General features: G+C 54.5%; 13 protein-coding genes. 12 read left to right on the top strand and 1 reads right to left on the bottom strand.

Annotated elements, in window-relative coordinates; all coding sequences use genetic code 11:
* The first annotated feature begins 149 nt into the window (after nucleotides 1–149).
* The 6 genes from FYJ85_RS21470 to FYJ85_RS21445 all read left to right on the top strand — a co-directional run bounded on the left by FYJ85_RS21470 (nucleotide 150) and on the right by FYJ85_RS21445 (nucleotide 6,850).
* On the top strand, nucleotides 150–920 hold the full coding sequence (locus tag FYJ85_RS21470) for a DNA-methyltransferase (protein WP_206213385.1): 771 nt from the start codon (nucleotides 150–152) through the stop codon (nucleotides 918–920).
* 25 nt (nucleotides 921–945) lie between these two features.
* Nucleotides 946–1,344: a BRO family protein gene (locus FYJ85_RS21465; protein WP_154420744.1), complete on the top strand. Its 399-nt coding sequence runs from the start codon at nucleotides 946–948 to the stop codon at nucleotides 1,342–1,344.
* Nucleotides 1,328–3,688, top strand: a complete 2,361-nt coding sequence (locus FYJ85_RS21460) for a DUF3987 domain-containing protein (RefSeq protein WP_154420743.1) — start codon at nucleotides 1,328–1,330, stop codon at nucleotides 3,686–3,688. Before FYJ85_RS21465 ends, FYJ85_RS21460 begins: the two co-directional genes overlap by 17 nt.
* A gap of 472 nt (nucleotides 3,689–4,160) precedes the next feature.
* Nucleotides 4,161–4,391 carry a hypothetical protein gene (locus FYJ85_RS21455; protein WP_154420742.1) on the top strand — a complete coding sequence of 77 codons (231 nt, stop codon included), beginning with the start codon at nucleotides 4,161–4,163 and terminating at the stop codon, nucleotides 4,389–4,391.
* A 498-nt stretch (nucleotides 4,392–4,889) separates the two neighbouring features.
* Nucleotides 4,890–6,122 carry a DNA modification methylase gene (locus FYJ85_RS21450; protein ID WP_154420741.1) on the top strand — a complete coding sequence of 411 codons (1,233 nt, stop codon included), beginning with the start codon at nucleotides 4,890–4,892 and terminating at the stop codon, nucleotides 6,120–6,122.
* Between the two features lie 62 nt (nucleotides 6,123–6,184).
* Entirely contained in the window at nucleotides 6,185–6,850 is a 666-nt protein-coding gene (locus FYJ85_RS21445) for a BRO-N domain-containing protein (RefSeq protein WP_154420740.1), read from the top strand.
* On the opposite strand, the gene FYJ85_RS21440 is transcribed toward FYJ85_RS21445, so the two are convergent.
* Nucleotides 6,840–7,370: a winged helix-turn-helix domain-containing protein gene (locus FYJ85_RS21440; protein WP_154420739.1), complete on the bottom strand. Its 531-nt coding sequence runs from the start codon at nucleotides 7,368–7,370 to the stop codon at nucleotides 6,840–6,842. The two genes, FYJ85_RS21445 and FYJ85_RS21440, sit on opposite strands and share 11 nt — an antisense overlap.
* Nucleotides 7,371–7,626: 256 nt before the next feature.
* Between FYJ85_RS21440 and FYJ85_RS21435 the strand changes: the two genes are divergently transcribed.
* Genes FYJ85_RS21435 through FYJ85_RS21410 form a run of 6 tightly spaced genes read left to right on the top strand, consistent with a single transcriptional unit; the run spans nucleotide 7,627 to nucleotide 12,355 of the window.
* Nucleotides 7,627–7,833, top strand: a complete 207-nt coding sequence (locus tag FYJ85_RS21435) for a hypothetical protein (RefSeq protein WP_154420738.1) — start codon at nucleotides 7,627–7,629, stop codon at nucleotides 7,831–7,833.
* Nucleotides 7,814–10,138, top strand: a complete 2,325-nt coding sequence (locus FYJ85_RS21430; RefSeq protein ID WP_206213384.1) for a terminase gpA endonuclease subunit — start codon at nucleotides 7,814–7,816, stop codon at nucleotides 10,136–10,138. The genes FYJ85_RS21435 and FYJ85_RS21430 overlap by 20 nt, the downstream gene beginning before the upstream one ends.
* A complete protein-coding gene (locus FYJ85_RS21425) occupies nucleotides 10,131–10,274 on the top strand; it encodes a hypothetical protein (protein ID WP_154420124.1) in 144 nt (47 codons plus the stop codon). The genes FYJ85_RS21430 and FYJ85_RS21425 overlap by 8 nt, the downstream gene beginning before the upstream one ends.
* The gene (locus FYJ85_RS21420; protein WP_235903259.1) at nucleotides 10,271–10,702 is read left to right on the top strand and encodes a DUF2924 domain-containing protein; all 432 of its coding nucleotides are present in this window, start codon (nucleotides 10,271–10,273) and stop codon (nucleotides 10,700–10,702) included. Before FYJ85_RS21425 ends, FYJ85_RS21420 begins: the two co-directional genes overlap by 4 nt.
* Entirely contained in the window at nucleotides 10,702–11,988 is a 1,287-nt protein-coding gene (locus tag FYJ85_RS21415; RefSeq protein ID WP_154420735.1) for a recombinase family protein, read from the top strand. Before FYJ85_RS21420 ends, FYJ85_RS21415 begins: the two co-directional genes overlap by 1 nt.
* Complete coding sequence (locus FYJ85_RS21410) at nucleotides 11,969–12,355, top strand: E3 UFM1-protein ligase 1 family protein (RefSeq protein WP_154420734.1); 387 nt, start codon at nucleotides 11,969–11,971, stop codon at nucleotides 12,353–12,355. The genes FYJ85_RS21415 and FYJ85_RS21410 overlap by 20 nt, the downstream gene beginning before the upstream one ends.
* Nucleotides 12,356–12,366: the final 11 nt, after the last annotated feature.

The raw sequence follows: 12,366 nt of genomic DNA, 5'->3' as shown, positions 1-12,366 counted from the left end.
GGCGGCCATTGTAACGGAAGAAGCGGGAGAGCTTTTGCAGGCAAGCCTGAACCACAATGAACACAAGGGATCGAAAAAGGCGATGATCACGGAAGCCATCCACACGGCGGCAACTGTGATCCGGTTTCTCAAAAATGTCGAAGAAAGCAATGATTGAAATCGTCAATGCAGACTGCATCCAATATTTGAAAGCACTCCCCCCAGATTCCATCGATCTCGTTGTTACCTCTCCTCCATATAATTGCGGTATGCCGTATCGTACATATTGCGATTCGCGTCCTTGGGAGGAATACCTTTCATGGTGTCGCGATTGGCTTTCTCTGTTGTATAGAGTCTGTCGACGCGGCGGAAGGATTGCTATAAATGTTCTTTTTGAGATGGGCCTGAAAAAAAACAGCGTCCGCGTGTTTCCGGCCAAAGAGTTTATTGACCTCATCCAGTATGCCGGTTTTACCGTGTATGGAGTTCCGCTCTGGGCAGATGCACACAAGGGACGTCTAACCGCATGGGGGTCTTGGCGCAGTGCGTCATGCCCGTATATTTACAATCCATGCGAGGTAGTAATCATTGCCTGCAAGGGTGAACGAAAGAAACTGGTAAAGGGGATTGATACCATATCACGGGACGATTTCATTCACGGCTGTTCCGGAATTTGGCGTATTCGTCCGGATACCTGTTCGCTCACGCTTGCATCGTTTCCAGTCGCATTACCCAAACTGGCGATTGAATTGCTTTCATTTCATAATGAACTTGTGTTAGATCCATTCTGTGGCTCTGGTACAACAGGGATCGCCTGTCTGCAAACCGGACGCAATTTTATCGGAGTTGAGGTAGATCCCGAATATTGTGAAATAGCACGGGCACGAATCGCGCAAGCTCAAAAAAGTCTTAACAACAACGATAAGGGAACTCATGAATAACGTAAGTATTTTCACATTCAGGAAGATGCCTGTACGCGCGGTTGAACGTAATGGTGAAAACTTCTTCGTGATCCGCGACATCTGCAACATTCTCGGCTGGAGCAATCCCAACCGGGAACTGGCAAAACACACAGAAAACGTTCCGCTTTATGAACGGATCCGGACATCGGGCGGACTGCAGGTCGTCCGGCTTGTTCCGCGCGCGGACGTCGAGAAGCTGCTTGCCGTCAACTCGGGACACAAGGCTCTGCTTCTGGAACGCTATCTGAGGAACGAAGTATTTCCCAGGCTGGACGCGGAGGAGAAGGCAGCGGCGCAGGTCAGAGCTCTGATCGTGGGATTCATTTCCACGATGCACACACTCATGACGGAACAGTATTTCGCCGACAAATATCATGGAGAACGCAATGACCGACGCAAATGAAATCACCCATGCTCTGCGCCTCTGGTTTCAGGCCGGGGACGTGTTCGAGGTGCGTGTGCTGGACGCGGTCAGCGCCGATTACCGGCGGGAGCATATCGAGTCCGGTTATTTCGATTACGAGCACATCTCCGCCGTCCCGGAGGCGCTGAAACGCCTGCTCTCCTTTCGCGGCGTTTACGTCACGGTCAATCCGGTCAATCCCGATCTGCTTGCCCGTGCGGTGAACCGTCTGCGTCCGGCGGGGCGGAATCCGACGACCGCCGACACGGATATTGTCCGGCGGCGCTGGCTTCTGATCGACTGCGATCCCAGACGAGCCTCCGGCGTGTCCAGCTCGAATGCGGAACACGAATCCGCGCTGGCCAAGGCACGCGAGATCCGCGACGGACTCTCCTCCCTTGGCTGGCCCGATCCTATCATGACGGATTCCGGCAATGGGGCGCAGTTGATGTACCGGATCGACCTCCCGGCGGACGACGGCGAGCTGGTGCGCCGGGTGATCGGCGAAATCGCAAAGGCCTCGTCCGAACAGGTCGCGATCGACACGTCGGTTCACAATCCGGCGCGGATCTGGCGGCTTCCCGGGACAATGAACTGCAAGGGCGACTCCATCCCGGAACGTCCGCACCGCATGGCCCGGATTCTGGACGAACCACAAGATATTGTGTCTGTATCCCGGGAGCAAATGCAGGATATTGTGTCGTATCAGAGTGAAGACACTCAAACCGACGTTCCGGATGACGACTGGAAGCACACAATGCCGGCGTTTGATCTGGACTCCTGGATCGCGCAGTACTGCCCCGAACTTGGCTCTCCGCAGCCGTGGAAGGGCGGACGCAAGTGGATTTTCCCCGTCTGCCCGTTCAACGAGGCGCACACCAACAAGTCCGCCGTTCTGATTCAGGAACCGTCTGGGGCGGTGGCATTCAAATGCCATCACAACGGCTGTTCCGGCAACGACTGGCGCGCGTTGCGTGAACTTCGCGAACCCGGATGCTACGACCGCCGGGAGGAGGCGAACTCCGATGTGGATCTGAGCGGAATCTTGAAGCCGAACAGAATCGAAAAGCAGGAAAAGGAGGCTCCTCTCTTTCCCAATCCCGGACCCGTGCCGGACAAGCTGTTGTCGATTCCCGGATTCATTGATGATGTCGTCAAGCTCTCGATGCAGTCGGCTCCGTATCCGAACCGTGTCCTTTCGTTCACCGGCGCACTGGCGCTCCTGGCGTTTCTCGTCGGGCGAAAGGTGCAGGACAAGCGCGACAATCGGAGCAACATCTATCTCATCGCGCTGGCAGACAGCGGAACCGGCAAAGATCATCCGCGCAAGGTGAATTTCAATATCGCCTTCCGCGCGGGAGTCGCCGGGGCGATCGGCGATGCCTTCGCTTCCGGAGAAGGTCTGGAAGATGCCCTGTTCATGCACCCGTCCATGTTGTTTCAGGCGGATGAGTTCGACTGTATTTTCAATACTTTGAAATACAGTAAAGACAACCGGGCGGAATCCATCAACGAAAAGCTGTTGAAGTTCTATGGCGCGTCCAACACCATCTATCCGCTGCGCAAAAAAGCATCAGCGAAGAAGAAAGACGGCACAGTTCATGAGATCGCGCATATTGTGAATCCGAATCTGGTTCTGCTGGGAACCGCGATTCCGCAGTATTTCTATGAATCGCTTTCCCGGCGTGTGCTTGAAAACGGGCTGGTCGCCCGGTGCATCATCGTGGAAGCGGGCAAGCGTGGCGAAGCCGGCAATCCCCAGCCGATCACGCCTTCGGATTCGCTGATCCGCGCGGCAACCTACCTCGCGAATCTCGATGTGAACGGCAATCTGACAAACGAGTATCCAAAGCCGCTGATCATTACGGAGACGCCCGAAGCAACTGCCGCGCTCCGGGAAGTACAGCAGGAATGCGACCGGCGTTACAACTTCTATGAAGCACAGAACGAAGGCGCTGCCAAGGCATTGTGGGCGCGCGCCCATGAAAAGGTGTGCAAGCTCGCCATGCTGCACGGCATCAGCGGCAATGTCTACAATCCGCTGATCACGGAGAAATCCGTGCGATGGGCGTGGAAGTTCATTGATCATCTGACGCAGCGGATGCTTTACATGGCTGACCGCTATGTCTATGAAAACATCTTCGATGAGAAATGTCAGAGAGCAATCCGCAAACTGCAGGAGCATGGCGGCCGGTTGCCGCACAGCAAACTTCTGCGGCTTTTGCACGAGTCTGCGGACTCCATGAAGAAAATCGCAGAAACCCTGCAGGAAAAGGGCACTGTTCAGGTAGAATATGACTCTTCAGTCAGACCTGCGGCAAAAATATACCGGCTTGTGGAATGATTCACAAAAAACAATGTGAACGGTCCAGGGCTTCCCGGAAAAAAAGATGCAAAATGCCGGGAAAAGTGAAGGGAAAAAGTGTGAATAGCAGAATGAAAAGAGAAGAACAGAAAAAAATAATAATATATATATTTACCCTCAAAATATATTATTTTTCTTCTGTTTTTTTTAGCTTTTCACCACTTCACAGCTGTTCCCGGACTTCTTTCTTTTTTTCATTTGCATATAAAGAGCCGTGAAAGCCGTGAACAACATTTTTGAAAGGATTTTTATGAAAACAGAAGATCGGCACATTAAGACATGTTCCGAATGCAAATTTTTTGATTCCAGAGGCAAAGGCTCCGGCAGTATTTGCCGCCGCCACGCACCGTCAACTGTCAGGTATGCACATTCCCCGTACATAGAGTGGCCGGTCGTCAAGGATGATGACTGGTGCGGTGAGTTCAAACACAAAAAGTAAAGGAAAACAGCCATGTCCGTTTATGCTAACGCGGCAGATGTGCTGCCGTCCGAACTGCTCAAGGCGGTTCAAAAGCATTGGCGCGGTCTGCTTTATATCCCTCCGGTGAACTACAAGTCAAAGGCAGACAAGAACTTCGTGCAGAACATGGTTGCCTCCAGCGCTCCCATCGGCGAAGTCGCAGACATGATCGGACTCACCCCACGGCGGATTTATCAGATCCAGAAGAAAAACCGGGAATAGCCGATGCACTCATGAGCCTTCCGTCACTTTTCCGTCACTTTTGTCGAAATAACGGAAAAATCCGTCGTTTATTTTAAGGGTATTTCCAGCCTCATAGAAGCACAGAAATTTCGAGGGGTCGAAAATGGGGCGGCGAGGCTTATGCGCATTCCAGAGTCAACGGTTCCCCCCTTGAAAGGGATTTTTCGAGGGCGCGCGGAAGGAGTCGGTGTTATAAGCAGACTTGCTTGCAGGTGATAAAATTTTTATGCGCGTTGATTATCAACGACTTGCGATCCACTCCGACAGTACGCCGACACGCCCCGGGACAGCCCTCTTACACGCGCGACAGCACGTTCGCCGGGGCTGTATAGCGGGTCGGAATCGAACGCGACACCGGGGCTGTCTGCCCCGTTTCCGGCGAAATCGTCTTTCTCCGGAATTCTCAATTCTTCAACCCTTGCAAAAGTAATTCCGAATCTTGCTTTTGCAAATCATTTTTTCAGGAAAGGAGCCTTTATGCAGATTCAAATGATGAAACTCTCGGAGATCCATCCGTATGAGAAGAACCCGCGGTTCAACGACGGCGCGGTGGAGGCGGTTGCCAACTCAATTAAGGAGTTCGGTTTCCAGCAGCCGATTGTCGTGGACAAGGATTTCGTCGTGGTTGTCGGGCACACCCGCCTGAAAGCGGCGGAACAGCTCGGTCTCACGGAAGTTCCGGTGGTGATCGCGGAAAAACTCACGCCGGAACAGGTGCAGGCGTATCGAATCGCGGACAACAAGACCGGCGAGATTGCGGAGTGGAACTACGACCTGCTTCCGATCGAACTGCGCGATTTGCAGGAAAAGGATTTTGACCTGTCGCTCCTCGGCTTCGACACCGACGAGCTTGACCGTCTGCTGAACGGGAGTTCCGAAGAAAATGTGGTTGCCGAGGGAGAGACGGATGCTGACGCCGTCCCGGATGTCCCGGAAGAGCCGGTCAGTCAGCCGGGGGTGATCTATCAGCTCGGCAAGCACCGGCTCATGTGCGGCGATTCCACCAAGGTGGAAGACGTCGCCCGGCTCATGAGCGGAGGGAAAGCGGATCTCGTTTTCACCGATCCGCCGTATGGAGTCAGTTATCGCGGAGTGAACAATCCGGGCGGCCGACTGTGGGAGGTCATTGAAAACGACGATCTGCGCGGGGAAAAACTTTCGGAGTTCCTGCTTGCCGCATTCAAAAATCTGAAAGCGAGCCTCCGGGAAAAGCGGGCGTTCTACATCTGGTATGCCAGCAGCAATCATTTGCAGTTTGAACACGCCATCATTGACGCCGGACTGAAATCCAAACAGGTATTGTTCTGGAACAAGGGAATGATCCTTGGTCACAGCGATTACCATTGGGCGGCGGAACCGTGCTTTTACGGCTGTCATGAGGGTGAGAACTGCGAGTGGTTCGGCGACCGCTGCCAGACGACGGTCTGGGACATCAAGCGGGACAACACGCGGGAATATGTGCATCCGACGCAGAAGCCGACCGCGCTGGCGATCAAGGCGATTTTCAACTCTTCGAAAGCGGGTGAGACTGTGCTGGATCTGTTTGGTGGATCGGGCAGCACGCTGATCGCCTGCGAGCAGACAAACCGCGTCAACTGCACGATGGAGTTTGATCCGAAATATGTGGATGTGATCCGCCGCCGCTGGGCGGAGTTCGTCCATGGCGAGGACTGTGACTGGCAGGCGCTTACTCCGGCAGTCGAAGAATAAAGAACAACAGCCGGACGGCATGGTGCTGTCCGGCAAACTAACCAAAAGAGGAGAATTATCGTATGAACGAAATCGTAAAAGTCTACAAGAACAGCCCGATTCGAATTGTTGAAAAGGACGGAGAACCGTGGTTTGTTGCCAAGGATGTCTGCAACATTTTGGAAATCAAGAACAGCCGTGACACATTGAATAAATGTTTGGATGAAGATGAAAGGGGAGTAGATATTATCTACACCCCTGGCGGCAATCAGGAAATGACGATTGTCAGCGAGGCTGGCCTCTATTCTCTGATTCTCCGAAGCCGGAAACCGGAAGCCAAAGCATTCAAACGCTGGGTGACGCATGAGGTTCTGCCGTCCATCCGCAAGACCGGAGCATATCTTTCTCCGGGCATGAGCAATGAACAGGTCAAAGCTCTGGTGGCAACTTTGGAAGAGGAAGTGTACCGGCGGATTCAGGCGGAAAACCGTCTGGCGAAACTGGAGGCTCATGCCGAGAAGCTGGCTCGTGCGGCCATTCCGGCAACACCCTTTGGAGAACTTTCTCAGAAAACCGGCAGACCGCGTACCTGTCTGGTTCGGAATTACCTCCGGAGCGGTCAGGAAGTAAAACCGGAGCACTTTGGCGCATACATCCAACTGCTCCTGCCTCTGTATACGGCACGGGAACTGCTTCTGGATGCACTTCCCGCTCCGACTTCCGCACCGGCCGCTTCGGTCAGCTGTTGAACTCGAATGCGCCCCGGCGGGCGGCACTCTTGCGGACGCGCGGGGTCTCCTTTTCCTTGATCTCGCGGAAAAATGCGGAGTAAAGGCTCTGCTCCGGAGTCTTTGCTCCATTCGGGCTCCAGAGACCTTCTTCGATGACTTGCGCGAGGATCTCTTTCGTGTTGAGCGGCGTCCGGCTGCGCTTGAGGACCAGCAGAGCCGCATTCAGGAGTGAGAGCTTCTTCTCCGGCGATCCGCCGGATTCCGGCGCGGGATTGGGCGTGTCCACTTCCTCTTCCGCTTCCGACGGGATCTCCGCATCGACTGCTTCCGTCTCCGGTTCCGTTGCGGAAGCCGCTTCCGGCGCTCCCGGTTCGGCGATGACCCGTTCGATTCTGGTGACGATGAACTCGCGGTCGCTGCCGACCTTTTTGACTTTCCAGCCGTTCGCGGTGATCTCGGTTACGACAACCTCGATCTCATTGCGTCCGACTTTCACCATGACGATGGTTCCGACTGTGATGTTGCTCGTGTCGCACATACTTACCTCCTTGTGCTCCCCAAAAAGTTGCTTCCCCTTTGGCCACGGGCCTCGGGGCCCTGCGCTGCAGGACCGCTACTTTTCGGGGTCCCCGCTCTCCGGTGTTCCGTGCGGCTCCGCCGTACTCACACCTTCGAGAGAAGACTTGTTAATTTTTGATATTGTTTGACTTGCGACTTCTTTGCTTCGCCGGTTCATATACAACCATGACTTGCGCCACTTATCCAGTCGCAATCTGAAAATAAAGGCGAAATAGATGGATAATTCTTTGAAAATCACTGCATTGCAGCCTGAAGTGCTGGTGAGATTGCTGAAACAGGCCGGATCCCGGACCGCTTCTCCGGAGATGATTGCCGAGGATCTTGCTTCCGGTGCGCCGCAGAATCCGGATGGCACGATCAACCTGGTTGAATATGCCGCCTGGCTGGCGAAGGAGGAAGACGATGCCGATCAATCCGAGTAACATGCGCGTGGTGGACGTCGCGCGGCTTCTGAACTCCACGTCGTTCGGATTTGTTCTGGCGCAGGCGCGGCTTTACCGCGAGTTCAACCGCGTCGGCTTCCGGATCGGCTCCTCGGAGAATCCGCGCAACATCAACCTCCTGAAATACATTGCCTGGATGTTCGACCGGAAACACACTCCGGAGGAGACGTCCGGCGCACGCAGCTATGAGGATCGGCGCAATGCCGAGCGCGACCGTCAGGCGGAACAGTCGCTCGCCGGACGCGACATCGGCCAGCTCCCGGAGGTCGTGAATCCCGACAGGAAAGCCGCGTGCGAACGGAATTTCCAGCTTTTCTGCGAGAGCTATTTCCCGGAGACCTATTCTCTTGCATGGTCGCCGGATCATCTGAAGGTGATTGAGAAGATTGAAACGGCGGTTCTGCGAGGCGGACTCTTTGCGCTGGCGCTCCCGCGCGGTTCCGGGAAGACAACTATCACGGAAAGCGCGGCGCTCTGGTCGATGCTCTATGGGCATCGTGAATTCGTGGTACTGATCGGCGCGACTGAATCAGCGGCTCTGGAGCTTCTGGATTCTTTGAAGACCGAGCTGGAAGTCAACGAGCGTCTCGCCGAAGACTTCCCGGAGGTGTGCTATCCGGTGGCACAGCTGGAGGGGATCGCGAACCGGTGCGCCGGACAGCTCTACAAGGGCGAGCGCACCCGCATCACCTGGACAAGCAACGAGATCGTTCTGCCGACCGTCGAAGGAAGCAGGGCTTCCGGCATCATCGTCCGAGTTGCCGGCATCACCGGACGTATCCGTGGTATGAAGTTCAAGCGGAGCGACGGCCGGAGCGTGCGCCCATCACTTGTCATCATCGACGATCCGCAGACCTCGGAATCCGCCGGATCGCTGGAACAGACACGCAAGCGGGTTCGTGTGCTTGCCGGAGACATCCTGGGACTTGCCGGTCCGGGGCAGAAAATCTCCGGGATCATGCCCTGCACGATCATCCGCCCGGGCGACATGGCCGACATCATCCTCAACCGAAACACCCATCCGGACTGGAACGGTGAAAAGACCCGAATGGTCTACCGCTTCCCCACGAATATGAAACTGTGGGAGGAATATGCCGAGATCCGGGCGGAAGCTCTGCGCACGGAGGGCAATTTCCAGAAGGCGACGGAGTTTTATCTGGCGAACCGGGAAGCGATGGACGCCGGTGCGGAAGTGAGCTGGGAAGCCCGCTTCAACCACGATGAAGTATCGGCGCTTCAACACGCAATGAACCTGAAGTTTCAGGATGAAGCAGCCTTTCAGTCGGAATATCAGAACGACCCGCTCCCGGATGACACGGCGGATGACTCGCTTCTTTCCGTGGACGAGATCTGTGCAAAGATCAACGGACTTGCCCGACGGCGCGTCCCGCTGAAATGCGATCGCCTCACGATGTTTGTCGACGTCCAGAAAGCGCTGCTTTTCTATGTGGTGATCGCATGGGCGGAGGACTTCACAGGCGCGGTCATCGACTACGGCTCATGGCCGGATCAGCACCGGCACGAGTATTCGCTTGCCGATGCGAATCCGAGCATTCAGACGCTCTTCCCGAAAGCGGGCTTCGAGGGGGCCTTGTACGCCGCGTTGTCCGCGCTGACCGATGAATGCCTCGGGCGCGAGTGGGAGCGCGAGGACGGGGCTGTCCTGAAAATCGAACGCGCCCTCGTGGATGCGAACTGGGGACAGTCAACCGATGTCGTCTATCAGTTCTGCCGTCAGAGTTCCCACGCCGGAGTGATCCTGCCGTCGCATGGCAGATACGTCGGAGCATCCTCGAAACCCATGACCGAATACCGCAAACAGCAGGGCGACCGGCTTGGATTCAACTGGATGATTCCGAATGTCGCCGGGAAACGGGCGATTCGGCATGTCATATACGACACGAACTACTGGAAGAGTTTTATTCACGCGCGGCTCGCGGTTCCCGTCGGCGACAAGGGGTCGCTCACGCTCTACGGACGGATCCCCGGCGCTCATCAGCTCTTCGCGGAGCATCTGACCGCCGAATACCGCGTCAAAACACAGGGGCGCGGCCGCACGGTCGACGAGTGGAAACTCAAGCCGCAGTCGCACGACAACCACTTTCTGGACTGCGTCGCGGGCTGTGCGGTCTGCGGCTCCATGCTCGGCGCGTCTCTGCCCGAGACGCTTCCCGCGAAGCTCGACCGCAAGCCGATGATCCGCCTTTCCGACAAACGCCTTGGAGGGATTCCTCCGAATGGCAGACTCAAACTTTCCGAACTCAGGAGGCAGAAAAATGGATAAACGGGAACTCCCCGAAAATATTCGTCAGGCGATCGATCTGATTGCCGCAGTTCTTCGCAGAATCAAGGCAAAAGAACTGGATAAACGCAGGGATAAATGCTTGTATATAGAGAAAAGCAAAGGGGTTACGGCATGATGAATGAATCTGAGGTAAAACGGCAGCTGGAGTTGCTGGATCTGATGAATCAGGCAGAACTTCGGGAAAAATTCTGTGACCTCTTTGGCTTTGAACCGGGGCAGACCAATATTGCAAACCTGCGCCGCCGTCTTGCCTGCCGGATTCAAGAGATTTATTACGGCGGACTCTCCGAAGCGGACCGGCAACTTCTTGAGCAGATTGCAGACGGCGATCCCCAGGCAAACCTCCGGTATGGAAAAAATGGAGTTTCCCATGTGTGCGGAACTCGCTACCAGAGGGTCTGGAAAGGTAAAAAATATGAAGTGACGGCTCTCGGGAATGGAAAATTCGAATATGACGGAACGGTCTATCAATCGCTTTCCGCCATCGCCCGCGAAATTACCGGGACTCGCTGGAACGGCAAACTCTTTTTCGGGGTGAAGTGATGGTGATGCAGACGATTCCAAAGAAGAGATGCGCGATTTACACACGCAAGTCCGTTGAGGAAGGACTGGATCAGGAATTCAACAGTCTGGATGCTCAACGGGAGGCTGGCGAAGCCTATATCGCAAGTCAGAAAGCCAACGGATGGGTCTGCCTCCCGACTCGTTATGACGACGGAGGATATTCCGGCGGCAATATGAAACGCCCGGCGCTTCAGCAGCTCCTTGCCGACTGTGAAGCCGGGCTGGTCGACATCATCGTGGTTTACAAGATCGACCGACTGTCCCGATCCATCTGTGATTTTGCAGACCTCTCCAAGAAATTTGACGAATGGGGCACACAGTTCGTCGCGGTGACGCAGGAAATCAATACCGCCACCAGCGCCGGGCGCATGATGCTCAACATTCTTATCACCTTCGCGCAATATGAGCGGGAGGTCATCACCGAGCGGGTTCGCGACAAGATGGCCGCCAGCCGGAAAAAAGGCAAATGGGTCGGCGGCAGTGTTCCAATGGGCTACCGGGTGGAAAACAAGAAGCTGGTTGTTGAGCCGGAAGAAGCGCGGGTTATCCAAAGAATCTTTCAGCGGTTCATTGAAATCCAGTCTCCCTCTCTGATTGCTCAGGAACTCAACAAAGACGGAATTCGAACCAAGCAGGGGAAAGCATGGGATAAACCGCACATCTATCGTATTCTGAGCAACCATACCTACATTGGTAAGGTCAACTACAAAAACAGCGTTTGTGATGGAGAACAGGAAGCGATTATCGCCCAGGACGTCTGGGATCGGACTCGGGAAATTCTCAGAGTGAATGATCCCGCACCAGCCCATATGCCCAGGACTGAAATCATTGCTCCATTAAAAGGAATCTTACGCTGCGGACACTGCGATTGCGCAATGATGCCGACCTATGCACGCAAGAATGGAAAGCGATATTTTTATTATCTGTGTTCTCGGGACTCCAAGCGGGCAACATCGACTTGCCCGGTGCGTCAGATCCCCGCAGGAGAAGTGGAGCGAATCACTCGGGAGCAGGTGGTGAAAATGCTTCAGACACCGACGATTCTGATAAAACTGGCACAAGTGTTGAATCTTCCCGCAGAAAAAATCGCAGAACTGTTCAAAGAAACATTCTGGCAGGAGATCTCGCCCGGTGAAATGAACCGCCTTCTCCATCTTCTTCTGGAAAAGGTCGAAGTTCACGAAGGCAAGCTCACTGTAGAATTCAAGAGTTCAGGTATCAAAACTCTTATGGAGGAAATCGCGAATGGAGAAGAAACAGATTGAAGTTCTGGAAAACGGGAATGTCCGGGTGACGATCCCGTTGATTTTCAAAATCGCCGGTGGCAGAACGAGGATTTTTACCTCCGACAGTGAACATGTAGAATATACTCCAGTTCAGCTGGCTCTTGCCCGGGCTTTCCGCTGGCAGAAAATGATTGATGAAGGAAAATTTTCCAACATCAAAGATCTGGCGGCAACCATCGGAGTTGATTCAGGGCATATTTCCCGGACGATTCGCCTGACACTCCTTTCCCCTAAGATCATCCATAAACTCCTCTCCGGCGAACTTGACCTTTCCCTGGACAGTTGCCGTCGGAGTTTTCCCGACTCATGGGCGGAACAGGAAAAGATTCTTTTGAAAGGAAGCTGACATCTACAAAT

The organism is Victivallis lenta (genome assembly GCF_009695545.1).
Taxonomy (GTDB): Bacteria; Verrucomicrobiota; Lentisphaeria; order Victivallales; family Victivallaceae; genus Victivallis; species Victivallis lenta.
This window is presented reverse-complemented; position numbering and strand designations above follow the sequence as displayed.